This is a genomic window from Aureisphaera sp., assembly GCF_059726885.1.
This window is the reverse complement of the sequence record NZ_AP041051.1, coordinates 2,560,394-2,581,494: the sequence shown is the minus strand read 5'-3', so window position 1 is coordinate 2,581,494 and position 21,101 is coordinate 2,560,394. Positions and strand designations below refer to the sequence as shown.

Genomic DNA, 21,101 nt, shown 5'->3' with positions numbered 1-21,101 from the left:
ATGGAGACAAAAATCGGCTTGTTACTTCCTAGATCGGATATGTTCCCAACCTTAGCGTTGGATTTCATGAATGGCCTGAAACACAGTTTCAACATATGGAATACCAGAGAACACTCGCTTAAGTTCTTAGTTGAAGGAGTGGGAACTGCCGCAGATGATGGAATTGTTCGAATAGGAGAAAAAATGATCCTGCAAGAAGATGCTGCCTTGGTCGTATCTTTTTGCAGTTTGTTTAAACTTACCGATTTAGTTAGTGTGTTCAATGCGTACCAAAAACCCCTCATTCATGTGAATTTGGGAGGCAATGCCATTAAAAAGGAACACGTTAGTCCTAATATACTATATCATTCCCTTAACCTATGGCAATCATGTTATGGAGCGGGAATGTATGCCGCCAAAAAATATGGTAAAAAGGCTGCTGTAACGGCTTCTTATTATGACGGAGGCTATCAACATTCCCAAGCATTTGTTCAAGGATTTACAGATCATGGTGGTGAAATAGTGAATTACTATGTAGCTCCTATAGATTATAAATCTGAAAACTACGAGGGTATGATTCAGGGAATCCAAGAAAGTAATCCCGATGTCGTATTTACCTTATTTAGTTTTAAAGAAGGAATGAAAGTTCTTGATACTTTGGCGAATTCGGATCTTAATGGCAAGATTCCTTTTGTGGCCATTCCCACATTAACCGATGAATCCATTGTTTCAGAAAATCACGGCATTGAGAATTTGATCTCAGTAGCTTCTTGGACCTTCCAAGACGAAGATGAAAACATGCAGACTTTTACTGCGAAAATTAAAGAAACCTTTCAAAAGCCCCCCACTATTATGACCTTACTTGGCTATGAAGTAGGACAGGTAATTGCCATGACCTTAAACGAACATGGACACATTCCACCTGCCTTGGCCAATGTATTGCAAAATAGTAGCATACCATCCCCAAGAGGATTGTTGACCTACAATTCTTATCACGAAACACAAATAGCCAAATTAAAGATTAGGGATTTTTCCTATTCGGATGACGGCTACACCAATAGTGTAATAGATACCATGGAAACCTCTTTTATGGAGGATTTGTATGCCAAGTTTGAGGAATTACCTTATGCTGGCTGGCAAAATCCATATATCTGCACTTAATTTTAACAATGAAATTACGTAATAGTACTTATTCCTATTATGAAACACCTCGGCTACTTTTGTTGAGAAACCATTAATATGTTTAAAAGGGAGATAAATTATAACCAAATGACCTCATAATGAAAAAAATTACTTACTTATTCGTACTTCTAGTCACATTGCTGACTGTAAGCCAAGGCTTCAGTCAAAAAGCAGTAGTGATTGGAACCACCCACTCAGGAACCGACTCGTTTTCCTTTCTGGTGACACAACCCATTGCTAATGGGGAATTCGTTTATTTCTCAGAGGACGAATACAACAACGGAACCAATGTATTTTCCGGCGGAGAATCGGTAGTTCGATTTACAGCTGGTTCAGCGCTAACTGTTGGGACGGTTGTACGCGTACAGGAGGGAGCAAGTAATGTTTTAAGTGTAACTTGTACAGGAGGAGGTTCCTGTGGAACGGCCACTGTACTTACTAGCTTTTTCTCATTACGAACCGATGGAGAAGCCTATTACTCTTATAGTGATTCCGATGGGGATCCCACAAATGGGGTGACCGAGATTTATTCGGTTTTCTATACTGGGGAATCCGGACAAGCCACAGGAGGTACTATTCCAGCAGCTTTAGATCCAACCCCTGATTATCCAAACTCTATTGTTGTGGATGGTTTCCCGGCTGCAAGTCCCAATCGTGCAGAATATCAATTTGCTGCTGCAGGTGTTCGGGATGGATTATGTCGCGATAACCTTGAAAATGTGAGTAATTATTTACATGCACAGGCATTTCAAGCTCTTTCAACTACAGCTTTCAATAGTTTCACCTTGGCATGTACCAGTCCTACTGTTACACTTACCGCAGCTCCGGCATCGGTAAACGAGAATAGTGGTAGTGGCATTACCTATACATTTAGTATCAGTCCAACTGCTGCTAGCAATACCACTGTTAACTTCAATGTTAGTGGTTCAGCTACATTTGGAAGCGATTATGGGCAAAGTGGAGCAGCGACCTTTGGCGCTACTGCCGGGACTGTTGTAATAAGCTCGGGAGCCAGTTCTGCAACGGTAACCTTAACCCCTACTGGTGACACCGCACTCGAACCAGATGAAACCATGATTTTAACTTTGGCTTCTGGTGCTGGATATACGGCAGGTAGTCCTAGTGCTGCCACCGGAACAATAATTAATGACGATACTCAAGCAATTACCCCTGTAGTTGCAGTGACAGGTTTAAACAATGCTGTGGCACCGGGAATAGAAGGATTCTCTTTTGTAGCCTTAGATGATATTGCAGCAGGTACAGAAGTCTTCTTTACTGAAGAAGAGTTTAACAGAAATACACTTGCCTTCTCTACAACAAGTGGTGAAGGAGTAGTACGATGGACCGCTCCAGCAGGAGGTGTTTTGCGTGGGGAGGTTATTGTTGCCACGGAAAACTCGCCCGATGTGTTTACAGCAACCTGTAATAGTGGTACGTGTGGTTCTTTTACCACTATCGTAACCGGGTTCACTTTCGCCAGTAATGGAGAAGGTTTCTTTGCATACAGTGATTCGGATACCGATCCTACCAATGGAGTTACCCAAGTACATTCGGTATTATATACAGGAAATAATTCAACCCCGGGAGGAAATATCCCAGCTCTTGAAGATCCTTCTTCAGTTTACGTAGGATCTGTTGTAGTAGATGGTTTCCCAGCAGTACAACCGCAACGAACCGAATACAACCCAGCCTTACGAGGGGTGACGGTAGATCAAGCCAATTTCCAGAACACAGCTAATTGGTTACACGCACAAGCACCGGCAACCCTGTCTACAGTGCCTTTTGCCAATATTATTATTGTTACTGGCTCTGCCAATCCAACACTTACATTGGCCGTAGCTCCAACTACAACGGTTGAAGATAGTGGTGTAGGAATGGTCTATACCTTTACATTAAGCGCCGCCGCAACATCTAACATTACAGTTAATTTTACTGTAGCGGGATCGGCAACCTTAACAACAGATTATACCGTTTCTGGTGCAGATACCTTTACTGCAACCACAGGAACGGCTACAATACTTAACGGAAGTTCTTCAGTATCAGTAACCGTTACACCGGTTATTGATGCCATGGTAGAACCTGTCGAAACAGTAGAATTAATGATTGCTTCAGGAACTGGATATGATGGAGGCAGCCCAAATAGTGCTACCGGAAGTATCACCAATGATGATACCTCAGCTTCAGATCCATTGGTTGCCGTAATGGGTATGGCACATGACGGAGCGACCGCAGACGGATTCTCTTTTGTGGCGGCCCAAGACGTTCCTGCTGGTACAGTCGTATATTTTACAGAGGACGAATTTGACAATACAACTTTATTATTCTCATCTGGAGAATCAGTATTACAATGGACGTCTCCAGGAGGACAAATTGACCAAGGAGATGTTATTACAGTAACGGAGACTGCTCCAGATACCTTTGCAGTTGCCTGTAGTGATACTTCTGGAAATGGATGCGGATCTATTGCCGTCATCGTAGGAGGATTCGCTATGGCGACCAACGGTGAAACCTTGTACGCCTATGCTGATAGTGATACCGATCCAACCAACGGGGTAACCGATATTTATTCGGTAATGTACACTGGTAATTCTGCAACACCCGGAGGTAATTTACCTGCAGTAGAAAATCCAACAGGTATTTATCTCAATGCCCTAGTAGTAGATGGCTTCCCTGCAACTGCTCCAGATAAAACTGAATATACCCCTGCAAGTCGTGCCATTCCTGTAGGTAGTGCCGATTTTGAAAATCCAGCCAATTACGATCATGCCTTTGCGTTTGGAGGAGGACTATCTACAGTTCCTTTTGCAAGTCTTAGTATTGTAGTCACCTTTACGGCACCTGCCGATCTTTGTGTGGATGCAGGAGTACAAGCTGGACTAGGTGGTGGAACTCCAACAGGAGGTGTCTATAGTGGTCCAGGTGTTACCGATGATGGTAACGGAATGACCTATAGTTTCGACCCAGCCGCCGCAGGTGTGGGAACTCATACAATAACATATACTTCTGGAGGCGGTTCTGCTTCAGATGACATTGAAGTTTTTGCATTGCCTACAGTAACCTTTACCGCTCTTGCCGATCTATGTTTAGATGCAGGAGTACAAACTGGTCTAGGTGGTGGAACGCCAACAGGAGGAGTTTATAGTGGAACTGGCGTGACTGACGATGGAAACGGAATGACTTATAGTTTCGACCCTGCAGCTGCTGGTGTGGGAACTCATACATTAACATATACATTTACCGATACCAATGGATGTACCAATAGTGCCTCCGATGACGTAGAGGTATTTGCACTACCAACGGTTACATTTACTGCACTAGCTGACCTTTGCTTAAATGCTGGGGTACAGTCAGGAAATGGTGGCGGAACGCCAACTGGAGGTGTTTACAGTGGTACAGGTGTTACCGATGATGGAAATGGAATGACGTATAGTTTCGATCCTGCTGCTGCAGGTGTGGGAACACATACATTGACATACACATTTACAGATGCCAACGGATGTACCGCTAGTGCCTCGGATGATGTAGAGGTATTCGCTTTACCAATAGTAGCCTTTACTGCTCCCGCAGATCTTTGTGTAGATGCAGGAGTACAAGCTGGACTTGGTGGCGGAACCCCAACAGGAGGTGTCTATAGCGGCCCAGGTGTTACAGATGATGGAAATGGAATGACCTATAGTTTCGATCCTGCTGCTGCAGGTGTGGGAACACATACATTGACATATACATTTACTGATGCCAACGGATGTACCGCTAGTGCCTCCGATAGTATTAATGTAAATGCATTACCCACAGTAGCCTTTACCGCTCTTGCCGATCTATGTTTGGATGCAGGGGTACAGGCAGGTCTAGGTGGAGGTACTCCTACAGGTGGTTTCTATACGGGACCTGGAGTTACAGACGATGGTAATGGAATGACCTATAGTTTCGATCCTGCCGCTGCAGGTGTGGGAACACATACCTTAACGTATACATTTACTGATGCTAACGGATGTACCAATAGTGCCTCCGATGATGTAGAGGTATTTGCTTTGCCTTCGGTTACCTTTACAGCTCTTGCAGACCTATGTGTCGATGCAGGAGTGCAAACAGGTCTTGGTGGAGGAGTACCAACTGGAGGTGTTTACAGTGGCGCAGGTGTTACCGATGATGGAAATGGAATGACGTATAGTTTCGACCCAGCTGCTGCTGGTGTAGGTACACATACGATTACATATACCTTTACCGATGCCAATGGATGTACAGGAAGTGGTTCGGACGATGTAGAAGTATTCGCTTTACCTACAGTAACATTTACAGCACCAGCAAGTCCGGTTTGTCCTAATGCGACCTTAACTGGACAAGGTGGAGGAACTCCAACAGGAGGCGTGTATAGCGGTCCAGGTGTTACAGATGATGGTAACGGAATGACCTATACCTTCGATGCAGCTACCGCTGGAACAGGCACACATACAATTACATATACGTTTACCGATGCTAATGGATGTACTAACAGTGCTTCCGATACGGTAACGGTAGAAGATACCACACCACCTGCTATAACATGTCCTGCGGACATTTCTGTAAACAATGCCCCTGGAACTTGTGAGGCAGTGGTTACATATATTGCTCCTGTAGGAACCGATAATTGCGGTGTTGCTACTACGGTTCAAATCACAGGATTACCTAGTGGAAGTGCATTCCCTGTAGGAACCACAGTAAATACTTTTGAAGTAACAGATGGTTCTGGAAATACGGCACAATGTTCTTTCAACGTAATTGTGAACGATGTAGATCCACCTACCATTACATGCCCAGGTGATTTCAACCTAAATAATGATGCAGGCATATGTGGCGCGGTAGTTAACTATACTGTTACAGGAATGGACAACTGTGCGGGAGGAGGATCTCCCATTACACTCACATTTACGGGACCAGATAATTTTGGAACCCCTTATGCTGAAGCAGGAATGTTAGTTTCAGCAGACCCAGGACAGCACATCGATGCCCCTTGGACAGTTTCTTGTGGTGATGGAGATGGAATGCTAATGCATGGTAATACTTCCAATACCTGGGTGTACAATGGAGGTGTTGTCTTTACTCCACAGAGTGTAGAGATTTGTGCGAATCCTGCAGATTTTGTTTTCACATCCTCTACAGGTGCAACCTTTACACCGGCTGCGACTGGGGTGGTTAATTTCCCGACCACATCCGATTGGACTGAGATTTCATCCATGCGATGGGATAATATTTCTGGCGGGGACAGATCATTAGATAATTTTGTCTTCCTACCACAAACCTTTAGTATAACACAAACAGTTGGTTTGCCTTCAGGAAGCGAATTCCCGGTTGGTACTACCACAAACACCTTTGTAATTACAGACATTGGAGGAAATACAGCAACCTGTAGCTTCGATGTAACGGTAAGTGATACTGAAGCACCAATGCTTACTTGTCCTGCCGATATAACAGTAAACAACGATCCAGGTAATTGTAATGCCGTAGTTACGGTACCGGCGCCTTCGATATTCGAAAATTGTCCAGGTACTACCACTACTGTTACGGGCCCTGTAACAGCCATGCTGTTTAGTGGAGGTGATCTAATAGACACGCCTTCGACTATTACAGGATTGGGAACAACTGTACTAGATGTTATATTGGATATGGAATATAATGGAGACTTCACTTCGGGCTCTTCTTCAGAGTGCTTTGCACTGGCAGGTCCTGATGGAGTTCAAATCTTCCAAGAATGCGGTGGTGGACCTACTTGTTCTGTCATTAGTAGCTCAGTGACGATTGCTGCGGCTACCTGGAACAACTGGATTGCTACCTTTGGGTCCGATCTCACTTTTACGCTCTTGGCAGATGCCGACGTAGATTCAAGCCAATGTTCTGGAGCGGGATCCCACGAATTCCAGCTTACTGCGAATACAGGTTTCATTACGCTTACCAATGACTTTAATGGAACTTCCGACGCTTCTGGGACCTACCCAGTTGGAACCACTACGGTAAACTGGACTGCAACGGATGCGGCTGGTAATGTAGGAACTTGTTCCATGACAGTAACAGTTAACGATACTGAGGTTCCTGTAGTAACTTGTCCTGCGGATATCGTTGTAAATAACGACCCAGGAGTATGTGGAGCTACCGTAAACTTTACGCCTACTGTAGCGGATAACTGCCCAGGGGCAACAGTGATGAGTTCACCTGCTTCAGGAAGCGTGTTCCCAGTGGGAACAACAACGGTGACTGTAACAGCTACCGATGCCGCTGGAAATACAGCAACCTGTACCTTTGATGTAACGGTTAACGATGTTGAAGATCCTGTGATCACATGTCCAGCAGATATCACTGTAAATAATGATACTGGAGTTTGTGGTGCGGCAGTAACCTTTATTGCGCCAACTGGCACAGATAACTGCCCGGCCTCCACAACAATTCAAACAACTGGATTACCTAGCGGAAGTGTATTCCCAGTAGGTATTACCACCAACACGTTTGAAGTAACTGATGCTTCAGGAAATACTGCGTCATGTAGTTTCACTGTAACAGTTATAGACAATGAAAACCCAACAATCGTTTGTCCTGTAGACATTGATGTAAGCAACGATCCTGGGGTTTGTGAGGCGACGATTACGGTCCCTCAACCTACCTTCGATGATAATTGCTTCTCGAGTGGATGCTTGCGAAATGAGGATCTAGAGTCCTTTACATTAGGCTCTATTGATGGTCAAGACCCGAATTGGGTGGGATGGACTGGTGCTGCTGGTGAAGCAGGAGAAGTGTCTACAGAACAAGCACAAAGCGGAACGCAAAGTTTGAAGATTGAAGGAGTACCAGGAGGTGGACCTGTAGATCAAATATATAATCTTGGAAACTTGACGGCAGGAGCTTGGGAAGTTACCTATAGTCTATACATTCCAGTCGGCAATACTGCATTTACAAATATTCAGAAGTTTGAACGCCCTGCAGGTGGTCCAGAATGGGGTCATCAAATTCAGTGGAATTCTAATGGAACGGCTGAGTACAACGTAAATTCAACGTATAATACATTTACGTACCCACAAGGAGCTTGGTTCGAAGTTCGACACCTAATCGATCTGGATAATGACTTCACTGAATTCTTCGTAAACGGAACTTCAGTAATAAGTCATCCATATAGCTATCAGGCTTTCAGTAGTACTGGAGCTATTTCATTAGGAGGTATCAACTTCTTCCCTATTACCAATTTCTTCGGTGGAAATGGTAGTGAAGTAAACCCAGCTGCCATACCTCTTTTCTATATAGATGACGTAAGTATGTGTGCATTACCGGTGAACGATTACAACAATACCACCGACGCAAGCGACACCTACCCTGTGGGAACCACCAATGTGGTTTGGACGATAACAGATGGTGCCGGAAATACAGCGAGTTGTACACAGGTAATTACAGTTAATGATACCGAGGCTCCTGTGATTACATGCCCGGGAGATATTTCAGTAAACAACGATCCAGGATTATGTAGTGCCGTAGTAACTTATAGTGTAACAGGTTCGGATAACTGCCCGGGTGAATCCATTTCACAAACGGCAGGAATACCTAGTGGTGGTACATTCCCAGTAGGGACAACTACCAATACCTTTGTAATAACAGATGCTGCCGGAAATACTGCGACATGTAGTTTCGACGTTACCGTTACCGATAACGAGCCTCCAGTAGCAGTTTGTATGGATATTACAGTGCAATTGGATGTTAACGGAAACGCCTCGATTACAGCATCAGATGTAGATGGAGGTTCGACCGATAATTGTGGTATCGCTAGTTTAGCAGTATCTCCAAGTACCTTCGACTGTACTGATGTAGGAGCCAATACAGTTACCTTGACCGTAACCGATGTAAATGGCAATAGCAGTACCTGTACGGCTACTGTAACTGTTGAGGACAATGTGGCACCAGATGCCGTGTGTATGGACATCGATGTGTTCCTTGATGCTGCTGGTAATGCTTCCATTACTCCTACCGATGTGGATGGTGGTTCTACCGATGCCTGTGGTATCGCGAGTCTCGCCATTGATATTACTGACTTCACTTGTGCCGATGTCGGACCTAATGACGTTACCTTGACAGTGACCGATGTAAATGGAAACAGTTCTTCATGTGTTGCTGTAGTGACCGTGATAGACGATATACCACCTGTAATTTCATGTCCTAGTGATGTGGTGACTGGAACCGACCCTGGCTTATGTTCTGCCATGGTAACCTTCAGTGATGCCATTGCAAGTGACGCCTGTGGTGTAACAGTTGCACAAACGGATGGACTTCCTTCCGGAAGTGACTTCCCTGTAGGTGTTAGCACAATCGAATTTACTGCTACCGACTCTAATGGAAATACAACAGTATGTACCTTTACAATTACGGTGAACGACGACGAGCCAGCGGTAGCTGTTTGTCAGGACATCACGATTCAACTAGATGATACAGGAAACGCGACCATTACGGCTGCTGATGTAGATGGAGGTTCAACAGACAACTGTGGTATTGCAAGTTTGGATATCGATATGGATACGTTCGACTGTAGCCATGTAGGAGACAATCCTGTAACCTTGACCGTAACCGACGACAATGGAAATGTATCCACTTGTGTGGCTATTGTTACCGTAGAAGATGTTACCGCACCAGATGTGGTTTGTATGGATATTGTCATCGATCTTGATGATACAGGTACCGTAACCATTTCGGCAACGGACATCGATGGAGGTTCTACCGATGCCTGTGGCATTGCATCCTATGATATCGATATCGATACCTTCGATTGTTCTAACGTAGGCGACAACGTGGTTACCCTTACTGTAACCGACGTGAACGGCAATAGTTCAAGCTGTACAGCTATCGTGACGGTTCAGGACGTTACCGATCCGGTACTTACCTGTATGGACATTACCGTGGAACTAGACGAAAACGGAATGGCGGTAATCGAGCCAGAGGACGTAATCGATACCTTAGATGATGCCTGTGGCATCCTTACTACGGCCATCGATATCTTCGAGTTCAGTTGTGACGACATAGGAACCCCAGTAACGGTTCAGGTATTCGCACAGGATGAGAATGGAAACATTTCAACATGTACTGCAACGGTAACCGTAATAGATGCATTACCTCCTGTATTGACGTGTCCTGAAGACCAGACCGTAGATCCAGGACCGGGTAACCTGTTCTATGAGATCCCGGATTACTTCGCAACCGGTGAAGCTACAGCAGTAGATAACTGTACCGATCCAGTTACGGATGTGACCCAAGACCCAGCTCCAGGAACATTAGTACCTGATGGAGTGTACACTATTACCTTAACAGCAACGGACGAAAGTGGCAACACTGCAACTTGCGAGTTCGAGCTTACTGTAGAGAGTACATTAGGGGTAGATGATCTACCAGTAGACCTTTCTACGATCGTAGTATTCCCGAACCCAGCAACGAACGTGGTGTTCATTAGTAACCCACAAAACATTGTACTGGAGAAAGTGACACTATTCGACCTTGTAGGTAGAAAAGTGGCAACGTACGATCTAAGGAATACGGGAATTGAAGCATCAATAGACATCTCTACCCTAGCCACGGCAAGTTATACCATGGTGATTGAAGGAAGTGGTGGACAAATAAACAAACGACTGATTAAGGAATAAAGATCAGTTATAGTTAATAAGTAACCCTCCAAGGCCTTTGGTTTTGGAGGGTTTTTCTTTTCAAAAGTTTCAGATAACCTGACAAATCAATTATTTTTGAAGTAAATAATAGTTATGTTCCCTTGGCACCAATATGTACTTGCAGTATTATTCATCGCGGCAGGAGTGACCCATTTTACAAAATCTAAATGGTATGAACGCATCCTACCGCCCTATATACCCAGTCATAAGGAAGTTGTGCTTATGAGCGGGATTCTGGAAATGATTGCCGGGTTTATGCTGCTTAAAACAGAGACACAAAGCCTTGCCGCCTATGGCATCATTGGCATGCTCATTTTGTTTTTACCTGTGCATATCTTCATGCTTCAGGACAAAAAAGCCTCTTTGAACCTTCCCAAATGGCTTCTGCTATTCCGAATTCCACTTCAATTTGGTCTCATGTACTGGGCTTACCAATATATTTAATATGGATTTATTTTCTAAAGAATCCAGTGAGTTTGACATTTCGCTACCGGATGCTTCTGTTACATACTACCCGGCTTTTTATTCCCTAAAGGAAGCCAACCAATTATTCGATGAGTTGTACAATGAAACACCTTGGCGACAAGACGATATTAGAGTATTCGGAAAAACCTATCCGCAGCCACGATTAACAGCCTTATACGGTAGTGATATGAAAACCTATAGTTATTCTGGAATTACCATGCACCCAAGAACATTTACCCCTACCCTTTTATCTATCAAGAATCGAATTGAGGCCGCCACGGGGTTTCAATTCAATACGGTACTATTGAATTTATATCGCAACGGTCAAGATAGCAATGGTTGGCATAGCGATGATGAAAAAGAGCTAGGAATAAACCCTGTAATAGCTTCCGTGAGTTTCGGGGCGAAAAGGTGCTTTCAGTTAAAGCACAAGAGGGATAAAAAATTGAAATACAAACTCTTTCTAAATCACGGAAGCTTATTACTCATGTCGGGCGAAACTCAGCATCATTGGAAACACCAATTACCAAAAACCAAAAAGATACAGGCGCCTCGAATCAACCTAACATTTAGGGCAATCAAATAAAATGTTTTCTCTTGGCAACACGATTGGAATCACTAAAAAAGAGAAATGCCAATCCCACCACAACAATGGTATGATAGATGAGCCTTTCATACATATTGCCTAGCAAAATAAATGTGCCCATGATGACGGAAATTATAAATCCAACAATAAGGGCATTTTTCAATCGGATATTGAAGCAAATGAGCAATCCCGTAAAGAATTCCAAAAAAGGGAAAAGTGCTCCACCAATAACCAACAAGTTCTCAAAAGGAAGTACTCCTTTGTAATTGGATAAAACGAAATCAATATAACTTCCAATACCCACAATTCTTATAAGACCATGCAAGGCGATAATCGCCCCAACGATCAATCTAACTGTAAAATAAAATCTTCTGTATTCTAACATATTCAACTCGCAAATAGAGGGCAAAAGTACTCTATAATAGATAGTTAGAAAAATGAGAAGGATTTCGAAAACGTTATCGGGCGGAAAATTTACTCAGTTTTCGATGTTATGCATGCATAATAAGATAAACGACATACCTTACTTAACTAAGTTTTAAGAAAATTATCCGAAAATGGTGTTCAAAACATGCGCTAAACGTATTCCTCCCTTTTGAAGTTGGGTACGCATTACATTGACGTAGCGGTACATATATTGATATCCTAGCTTCTCTCCTACTTCCGTATTCTCGTATATATCCAAACACAATTCACGGGTATCATACATCCAATCGGTAAGGGAGCCATTCTGTATTGCCTCAATCTGACCCTTAGAGAGCACATCGGCATTGGCTGCCAACTCGGAATAGGACATATTATAACTCTCTATCATTTTGGTGTCCCAAACCGTATGTAGGTTGGTACCTTCGTCGAACCATCTTACCTGAAATTTATTGGCCCCTCTATCCTCGGCCTTTCCCACATGTAGGGGCTGATGCAAATCGCCCATAAAATGAACCAATAATTTTAAGTGGAACACCTTATCCTCCTGGCTCGAGGATTCATTTTTTAGCACTTCTACACAGGAGCGTATGGCTTTTACAATATCACCCCGTTCACTTTTTGGGTGTTCTTCGTAGTTGGTATCGAAAGGAAAGTTTACATAATGCCATGGACCATAAGGCCTATACTTTTCATCACTCTTAATTTCGTCGGCATACGTAGACACGAAAGCCAAGGATGCCCCATTTAGCAACTCATTGAGGGCCTTCTTTGCCTTTTTGGTCAAATACTGCTCGGCAATTTCACCTGTGGCCCTATGTCCCGTCCTGCCCCAATCTTCGGCTGCGGACAGAAAACCTATATTCAACAATACAATGATACTCCAAAGATATAGTGCTCTCATAGTTACTTCCTTTAATTACAAATATACCCACATAGGAATTACCAAATTGTTATTTTCCTTAATTTGTGGGTGCTTTAACACGAATTTACTGAAAGATTCGTTTTAATGTATGCGATCCCAAAAACAAACCTTTATGAAAACCTTCCTATCCGCACTCCTGTTCTTTTCGTTCTTCCAGTTAATGTCACAAGATTCAAATATTGTGTCCCGTGATCTCAGTGTATCTCCATATGTTGACGGTACACTTCTCTTGCCCAAAAACATAGAAAACCCACCTTTGGCCATTATCGTGGGCGGATCGGGCCCTACAGATCGTGATGGGAACCAGCAAATGCAACGCACCAATTGCCTTAAGTATCTTGCGCAAGATCTAAGCAAGAATGGGATTGCTACCTTTCGATATGACAAGCGCATTATAAAGCAAATGAAGGATCGCACCCTAAATGAAGAAAGCATCCGTTTCGATCATTTCATAGAAGATGCCAAAGAAGTGATTGGGTATTTTAAGAAGGCCCAGTCGTTTTCTTCCATTTATATCATTGGGCATAGCCAAGGCTCATTGGTGGGTATGGTAGCCGCCCAAGGACAAGCTGATGGGTTTATTTCCATTGCCGGTGCTGGCCAGGAAATAGATGACGTAGTGGTAGACCAGATTGCCAAGCAGGCACCTGGATTAGAGGAGAATGCCCGCAAATCTTTTGATGACATGCGCGCCAATGGTGTGGCCCAGAATTATAGCCCTGGCCTCTCTTCTATTTTCCGACCGCAGATTCAGCCGTTTATGCTTACTTGGATGAAATATAATCCCAATGTAGAGATCAAAAAACTGGAAATGCCCGTCTTAATTGTTAATGGTGATAAAGACCTGCAGGTTCAGGAATCTGAGGCTCAATTATTAAGGGATGCACAACCCAAAGCAGCATATCATATTGTAAAGAATATGAATCATATCTTGAAGGAAATTGAAGGCAACGATATAGACAACAGCAAGTCCTATAATCTGCCTGAGCTTCCAGTAATGCCCGAATTGATTACCCTTATTTCGGGTTTTATACAAGGCTAGTGTGTTTTGTGAATTAATTGTATTTTGCGTTTCAAACTAATTGACCATGCAAGATCCACTTGAGGCTGCATTAGCCATTGAGGACACTACCCCTCTTATTACCAGTGATACTATTGTTTTCGGACTGCTCATGATTGCTCTTGGGCTTATTTTTTACACATCAAGTAAAAAAAGCGGCTTTTGGCATCAATTTTACAAGATAGTACCCGCCCTTTTCATGGCGTACTTTCTTCCGGCAATCCTTACGTCATTCGGGGTTATTGCCCCAGAATGGAATACCGTAGTGTCTGAAACAGAGGTAATCAAAGGCGAAAGTAGTTTATACTTTATGTCCAGCAGGTATTTGTTACCAGCAGCGCTGGTATTGATGACTTTGAGTATGGATTTAAAAGCTGTTTTCAACTTGGGTCCTAAGGCACTCATAATGTTCTTTGCGGGTACATTTGGAATTATTTTAGGGGGTCCCATTGCCGTACTTATTATTGGTAGTATTTCTCCAGAAACCGTGGGTGGCGAAGGGGCCGATGCCGTTTGGAAAGGATTGTCCACCCTCGCAGGAAGCTGGATTGGCGGTGGTGCCAACCAGGCTGCCATGTTAGAAATCTATGGATACAATCAGAAATTGTATGGTGGAATGGTCTTTGTCGATATTGTAGTAGCCAATGTTTGGATGGCTTTAATTCTTATTGGAATTGGCAAATCTGCGCGTATTGACCGATGGTTGAAAGCGGACACCTCGGCCATTGAGAGCTTAAAGGACAAAGTGTCCACTTATGCCAAAAAGGTAGAACGGAATCCTACCTTAACCGATTATATGATCATGGTTGGAATTGCATTTGGAACTGTAAGTTTCGCCCACTTTGGCGCAGGATATATGAGTCAACTATTCGACAGTTATGTAACTGCCATGCCCGACGGACTTAAAAAGAACTCATTAACCTTCTTAAATTCCAGTTTCTTCTGGATGGTAACAATAACTACCATCATTGGTGTTATCCTATCCTACACAAAGGCAAAACGCCTAGAAGGTGCAGGTGCAAGTAAAATTGGAAGTATTTTCATTTACGTTCTGGTTGCATCCATTGGGATGAAAATGGATTTAACCATGATCTTTGACAATATTGGCCTTATTGCCATTGGGTTTGTTTGGATTTTGATTCATGCAGGTTTGCTCATCTTAACAGCCAAATTAATACGTGCTCCCTATTTCTTCTTAGCAGTAGGTAGTCAGGCCAATGTGGGTGGTGCCGCTTCGGCGCCTATTGTTGCCTCAGCCTTTCATCCATCACTTGCGACCGTAGGAGTATTATTGGCGGTATTTGGATATGCCGTCGGAACCATTGGGGCAGTGCTATGTACCGTGATGATGCAGGCAGCGTCTATGGGCTAATTTTCCTTGTTGCGCAGGAATTAATTTTGCATATTTGCGACCTTTAATTGACTTTTGATGAAGTACTTTCTTTCTATTTGTACACTATGCCTATTATTAAGTAGTTGTGGTGGTTCTATTGAAAACCAAATGATCCTAACCGGAGAGGTAAAAGGGTTGAAAAAAGGAACACTATACCTTCAAAAGCTAGAAGACACTATTTTCATTTCGTTAGATTCTATGATGGTTGATGGTAACTCCGCGTTTGAATTTACTGCTCCCGTAGAGAGTCCGGAAATTCACTATCTCACCTTAACATTTGCCGACAGCTCAAATACAGTAAAGCGAATTCCTTTTTTCGCAGAAGCTAAAGAGATGACGGTGACTACCAACTTAAACCAATACGAAATCGAAGCTACCATAAGTGGTTCTACCAATCACGATAAATTGATGGAGTACAATAAATTATTGGATCGCTACCAAAATAAGAGATTGGACTTAATTGAGCAGGGGCTTAATGCGCTAAAAGCAGGAAACGATTCTATAGTGAATGCTGTTCAAACGCAACAGGAAAAACTATTGATGAGCCGCTATCTGGCAACTGTAAACTATGCGCTCAATCAGTCGGATTATGAGATAGCCCCTTATCTAATGCTTACGGAGACTTACGATGCCAATATTAAATATTTGGACACCTTGTACGTTTCCCTATCCCCTAAAATAAAAGACTCCAAATACGGTAAAGCATTGGAGTCTTTTATTAAAGATCGAAAAGAATAACGGTTTTACAAGGCGTTTATCTCATCGATTAATTTTCTTCCCTTTTCTTCCAATTCAACTCGAATGGATTTGAAATGTTGTTTCTTGTTCTCCACTGTTCGATCGTTCATTTTCACAATCAGGTCATCGAATGTTTCAATAGCACCGTCAATGATCTTTTCGGATTTCTTGGTATCCTTATCAGGATTGGTTAATTCCCAAATATATACGGCTTCAATTATATCACCCAATACGTAGTTAATGTCTTTCTTTAAATCGCGCTTATTTGCCATGTCAAAATTATTTTCAGCAAAAATACCACTTTAAATAATTTCTAAGGTACGGTAATCTCTAAAAGTGTAGCCCCTGAGGTTCTTATCTTTATATGAGATGCTCGAGCGGGAATAAGAAGGGTTTCCCCTTTGGTAATGGATTCTGTGGCTCCTAGGGCTTCTATGGCAGCCTCACCAGATGTACACATGTACACCACAAATGAATCCATATGGCTCATATCCCTTTCCATATCCTGGGTTAAGGGAAGTACTTTGGTATTAAAATAAGGAGAAGCGCAAACTTCGTTTTCCCGATCCGAATCTTTTGAAAATTGAAGCCTGGCCTTTGTATCTTCAAAGTTGATCACATCTAATGCCAAATCGGTATGCAACTCCCTCATATTTCCATCTATATCGGGCCGGTCCCAATCGTAAATCCGGTATGTTATATTGGATGTTTGTTGTATTTCGGCTAGTACGACACCTGCACCGATAGCATGCACAGTTCCCGGAGCTATAAAAAAGGCATCTCCAGGCGTTACTTTTTCTTCGCAAAGGATTTTAGTTATTTCTCCTTTATCGAGGTAGGACTTATAAGCGCTTTTATCAATCTCACCATTGAATCCAACAATTAATCTTGCATCTTCCTCTGCTCCCATGATGTACCACATTTCAGTTTTTCCAAAACTATTGTGTCGTTCTTTAGCTACGATATCGTCTGGATGCAACTGCACTGATAGATCCTGACTGGCATCAATAAACTTAAAAAGCAGTGGAAATTCTCCATGGTAGTCGCGCATTACCTTTTCTCCTAATAACCCTGCTCCGAATTCTTTAATCAACTCAACCAAGGAAGTTCCTTTCAAAGGGCCATTACTTACTTCAGAAATGTCTCCCTCAACACCAGAAATCTCCCAGCTTTCTCCGATAAGGCCATTCCCCTCCTTGCCAAATTGAGTAGCCAGCTTATGGCCGCCCCACACTTTTTCTTTTAGCAAAGGCCTAAATTTTATAGGATATAGTTCTTTCATACGTGTTTCTTTCGCAAGTACTCCAATGATTTTTCAATATGAGGACTTGCTCCTAAAGCTGCAAATTTATAAACCAAAATTCCATCTTGATCAAAAATAAATGTTTCACGTCCTGGAAGTACGCCCAGAAGCCCTTTTCTTACGTTGAACAGTCTTCTTACCTTATTTTTAGTGTCGGCCAATAGCACAAATGGAAGACGATAATGCTTGGCAAAACGGCTGTGTGAGGACTCGCTATCCGAACTAATACCTATGACCTTGGCTCCCAAATCGGAAAAGTCTTCGAAACTATCCCGAAAACTGCAGGCCTCCCTAACGCAACCGGGTGTGAAATTTTTCGGATAAAAAAAGATAACCAGCGCTGAAGTTCCGATATAGTCTGAAATTACAACCGGCTTGCCATTTTGGTCATTTAGGGTAAACTGGGGTAATTTGTCTCCTACTTCCATACTGCTTTAACCGGAATAAACGACAAAATTCCTAGGGGTTTCATAAAGTTTGACCTTGATCTCATACGTAGTATCCAATCTTGCGCTGATTTTACCCCAAATGATCTTAGCTATATTCTCTACCGTAGGATTCAGGTTTTTGAATTCTGGAACTTCAAGATTCAGGTTTTTATGGTCGAAAGGGAGTTCTACTTCTTCATATATGATCTTCTTCAGTTTTCCCAAATCAATAACAAAACCAGTTTCTTCATCTATGGGTCCTGTTATTCCTACTTCCAACTCATAATTATGTCCATGATAATTGGGGTTACTGCATTTTCCGAAAATCTCAAAGTTCTTTTCATCGCTCCATCCCTCTTTGTAAAGTCTATGTGCTGCGTTAAAATGTGCTTTTCTGTATACGGTAACACTCATATAGTAAGGTGTTGATAAAACTTCTCAAATATAATCTTAAACCACGCAGTATACTTCGAAGGGTATTCAGCTATATCTGCTTTCACATCTTCTAGTGGCATCCATTTCCATGAAGCAACTTCTTCCTTGTTAATATTGGGCACATCATTATATTGACCTACTAGGATATGATCCAACTCGTGTTCGGTGAGTCCATTATCGAATGGCGCCTTGTAGATAAATGATGTGGTTTCCTTTAGGTCGGTGGTAAAGCCCATTTCTTCCATCAATCTTCTAACACCAGCATCCAATGAAGATTCTCCATCTCTCTGATGGCTACAACAGGTATTGGTCCAAAGTCCAGGGGAATGGTATTTGGTCCATGCTCTTTGTTGAAGCATGAGCTCGTTTTTAGTATTGAATATAAATACCGAAAATGCACGATGCAGAACGCCTTTTTCATGAGCCTCCTGTTTGGGCATTAAACCTATTTTTTCATCTTTCTCATTTACAAGGATCACTTGTTCTTCCATGTGTATGCAGCAATTTTGACCAAAAATACGAAATGCGATGTTAAGTAAATCAAAAAGCGCCCAACTTTCGTTGAGCGCTTAGGGGTCATAATTATGGTAAGTTTACATCAATTCTGGATTAAGAACATTGAACGTCTGTTAAGCTGATGTGCCTCCTCAGTACACTCCACCCCATTTGAACATTCATTCTGTAATTGGTACTCGCCATACCCCTTTGCCGATAAACGATTTCTATCGATTCCGTTGTCTACCAACCAGTTCAATGTAGATTGAGCTCGTTTTTCAGACAAGGCCTCGTTATAGGCGTCGTTTCCTCTAGAGTCTGTATGTGATTCTATATGGATAATTAGTTCTGGATATTCGCGCATTGCTGCTAAAATCTTAGCCAATTCTATGGCCGCATCTGGACGAATATTATATCTGTCAAAGTCAAAATAAATTGGTTGTAAGCTTAAACGACATCCTAAATCGTCTGGTGGACAAGGATCGCACTCCAGCATAACAGGCACCTTAATAGTTCCTGTTTCATTCGGTGTTTCCACAATTTCCTCATTAAACTCGCAGCCATCGCTGTTAGCCCTGATTAAATATGTGGTGTCACATTCTACCATAGTGTCAAATGAATAACTTCCATCTTCTCCAGCGGTCACTGTTTCCAGTGCACTGTTATTGGAATCTAACAAAGTCACAATAGCTCCGGGAATAGCAGCACCAGTTACTTTATTTGTTATTGTCCCAGCAATGGTAATCTCACACTTTTCCTGTACGCGATAAATATCGTCGGAAAGGCTCCCTTGATCTCCATCACGGTTGGAAGAAAGATATCCCAATCGGGCTTCTTCGTTGATAATAAACCCAAAATCGTCTTGGTTACTATTTGCAGGTTCCCCTAAATTGGTTACGGTTCCAGAAGTTCCCCCATTATCCAATGGAGTAACATAAATGTCTAAACCTCCTAAACCTGAACGTCCATCACTTGAAAAGTATAGATTATTCCCTTCGCTAATAAACGGAAAGCTCTCCCTAGCTTCTGTATTAACTGTTGGTCCCAAATTAATAGGGTTACCGTACGTTCCATCTTCATTGATCTCTACATACCAAAGGTCCGACATACCCAATGTTCCTGGTCTATCCGATGCAAAATACAGTCTTTTTTCATCTACACTCAATGCGGGGTGGGCTACGGAGTAATCATCACTATTAAAAGGAAGTTCCTCTATGTTCGTCCAGTAGTTTTCACCACTCTTAATTCCTTTGTAGAGTTTCAACCTTATGGTTTTCTCTTTATCGCGTCCCTTTTTACCATCGGTAAAATTATTACGTGTAAAATATACCGTACTTCCATCTTTGGTAAAGGTAGAGGACGATTCATGGAAACGAGTATTGATCTCGCCGTCTAAGGGAGTAGGATTCGATAGGTTCCCCTCGGCATCCATATCGGCTACATAAAGATCTAAGAATGGCAATTGATTCCATTCATATACCTTGTCGCCTTCGTTTGCTCTTGCAGATTTCGCATACACCAACTTATCTAGATAAAATGATGGGCCAAAATCAGAGCTATCAGAATTTATGCTCACTTTCTCCACTACATATCCCTTAGCCTGAAAGGCAATGCTTTTCAAGTAGTTTGGATCTTCATTAAAGTTCCTGATGATAATGTTGTCTCCTCCTACTTTTTCATAGGCTGCCATCAACTTATCGGATTCTTCATAATTACCCAATGACTTCAGTGCCTGTGCAGCCCTATAGTAGTAAATGGCATCCGTATCTGAGGTGAACTCATTTATAGATCTTTGGTACCATTCTGCCGCCTGACCGTATTCACTATTGAAATAATAAGTATCTCCCAATTTTTGGAATACTTGGGCCGATGAATAACCATCTTCGACTACTTTCAGGTAGATCTCCCGGGCATCGATATAGGAGTACTTATCGAACTCTTTGTTGGCTTTTTCGATTCTGTTTTTTTGGGCAAAGGAAATGCTAGTGACAAGAATCACTAGCAAGGACATAAGTATTTTTTTACATAAG

15 protein-coding genes are annotated in these 21,101 nt (G+C 42.5%); 7 read left to right on the top strand and 8 right to left on the bottom strand.

Going from position 1 to position 21,101, the window contains the following annotated elements; all coding sequences use genetic code 11:
• The 4 genes from AC6JAD_RS11250 to AC6JAD_RS11235 all read left to right on the top strand — a co-directional run bounded on the left by AC6JAD_RS11250 (position 1) and on the right by AC6JAD_RS11235 (position 11,871).
• On the top strand, positions 1-1,140 hold the full coding sequence (locus AC6JAD_RS11250) for an ABC transporter substrate-binding protein (protein WP_497865467.1): 1,140 nt from the start codon (positions 1-3) through the stop codon (positions 1,138-1,140).
• Positions 1,141-1,259: 119 nt separating this feature from the next.
• Positions 1,260-10,799, top strand: coding sequence for an HYR domain-containing protein (locus AC6JAD_RS11245; protein ID WP_497865465.1), 9,540 nt, complete (start codon positions 1,260-1,262; stop codon positions 10,797-10,799).
• Between the two features lie 114 nt (positions 10,800-10,913).
• Complete coding sequence (locus tag AC6JAD_RS11240; protein WP_497865464.1) at positions 10,914-11,264, top strand: DoxX family protein; 351 nt, start codon at positions 10,914-10,916, stop codon at positions 11,262-11,264.
• A 1-nt stretch (position 11,265) separates the two neighbouring features.
• On the top strand, positions 11,266-11,871 hold the full coding sequence (locus tag AC6JAD_RS11235; RefSeq protein WP_497865462.1) for an alpha-ketoglutarate-dependent dioxygenase AlkB family protein: 606 nt from the start codon (positions 11,266-11,268) through the stop codon (positions 11,869-11,871).
• On the opposite strand, the gene AC6JAD_RS11230 is transcribed toward AC6JAD_RS11235, so the two are convergent.
• Together AC6JAD_RS11230 and AC6JAD_RS11225 are read right to left on the bottom strand one after the other, a co-directional pair.
• Positions 11,864-12,256 (bottom strand): hypothetical protein, encoded by a 393-nt coding sequence (locus AC6JAD_RS11230; protein WP_497865461.1) that lies wholly within the window; start codon positions 12,254-12,256, stop codon positions 11,864-11,866. The two genes, AC6JAD_RS11235 and AC6JAD_RS11230, sit on opposite strands and share 8 nt — an antisense overlap.
• Before the next feature lie 162 nt (positions 12,257-12,418).
• Entirely contained in the window at positions 12,419-13,198 is a 780-nt protein-coding gene (locus AC6JAD_RS11225) for a S1/P1 nuclease (RefSeq protein WP_497865459.1), read from the bottom strand.
• A 133-nt stretch (positions 13,199-13,331) separates the two neighbouring features.
• Here AC6JAD_RS11225 and AC6JAD_RS11220 point away from each other — a divergent pair, with 133 nt between their 5' ends.
• From AC6JAD_RS11220 to AC6JAD_RS11210, 3 genes are read left to right on the top strand one after another with little or no spacing between them, the layout of a single operon-like run.
• Positions 13,332-14,261 (top strand): alpha/beta hydrolase, encoded by a 930-nt coding sequence (locus tag AC6JAD_RS11220; RefSeq protein ID WP_497865457.1) that lies wholly within the window; start codon positions 13,332-13,334, stop codon positions 14,259-14,261.
• A 46-nt stretch (positions 14,262-14,307) separates the two neighbouring features.
• Positions 14,308-15,651 (top strand): DUF819 family protein, encoded by a 1,344-nt coding sequence (locus AC6JAD_RS11215; protein WP_497865455.1) that lies wholly within the window; start codon positions 14,308-14,310, stop codon positions 15,649-15,651.
• A 57-nt stretch (positions 15,652-15,708) separates the two neighbouring features.
• Positions 15,709-16,410 (top strand): DUF4369 domain-containing protein, encoded by a 702-nt coding sequence (locus AC6JAD_RS11210; RefSeq protein ID WP_497865453.1) that lies wholly within the window; start codon positions 15,709-15,711, stop codon positions 16,408-16,410.
• Between the two features lie 5 nt (positions 16,411-16,415).
• Here AC6JAD_RS11210 and AC6JAD_RS11205 read toward each other — a convergent pair whose 3' ends face one another.
• The 6 genes from AC6JAD_RS11205 to AC6JAD_RS11180 form a co-directional block, all read right to left on the bottom strand.
• The gene (locus tag AC6JAD_RS11205) at positions 16,416-16,682 is read right to left on the bottom strand and encodes a hypothetical protein (RefSeq protein ID WP_497865451.1); all 267 of its coding nucleotides are present in this window, start codon (positions 16,680-16,682) and stop codon (positions 16,416-16,418) included.
• Between the two features lie 41 nt (positions 16,683-16,723).
• Positions 16,724-17,692, bottom strand: coding sequence for a type I phosphomannose isomerase catalytic subunit (locus AC6JAD_RS11200; RefSeq protein ID WP_497865449.1), 969 nt, complete (start codon positions 17,690-17,692; stop codon positions 16,724-16,726).
• On the bottom strand, positions 17,689-18,141 hold the full coding sequence (locus tag AC6JAD_RS11195) for a peroxiredoxin (protein ID WP_497865447.1): 453 nt from the start codon (positions 18,139-18,141) through the stop codon (positions 17,689-17,691). Before AC6JAD_RS11195 ends, AC6JAD_RS11200 begins: the two co-directional genes overlap by 4 nt.
• Positions 18,142-18,147: 6 nt before the next feature.
• Positions 18,148-18,555 (bottom strand): 6-pyruvoyl trahydropterin synthase family protein, encoded by a 408-nt coding sequence (locus AC6JAD_RS11190; protein WP_497865445.1) that lies wholly within the window; start codon positions 18,553-18,555, stop codon positions 18,148-18,150.
• Positions 18,552-19,067, bottom strand: coding sequence for an isopentenyl-diphosphate Delta-isomerase (gene idi / locus AC6JAD_RS11185; protein ID WP_497865443.1), 516 nt, complete (start codon positions 19,065-19,067; stop codon positions 18,552-18,554). Before idi ends, AC6JAD_RS11190 begins: the two co-directional genes overlap by 4 nt.
• A gap of 107 nt (positions 19,068-19,174) precedes the next feature.
• Positions 19,175-21,082 (bottom strand): OmpA family protein, encoded by a 1,908-nt coding sequence (locus AC6JAD_RS11180; protein ID WP_497865441.1) that lies wholly within the window; start codon positions 21,080-21,082, stop codon positions 19,175-19,177.
• Positions 21,083-21,101: the final 19 nt, after the last annotated feature.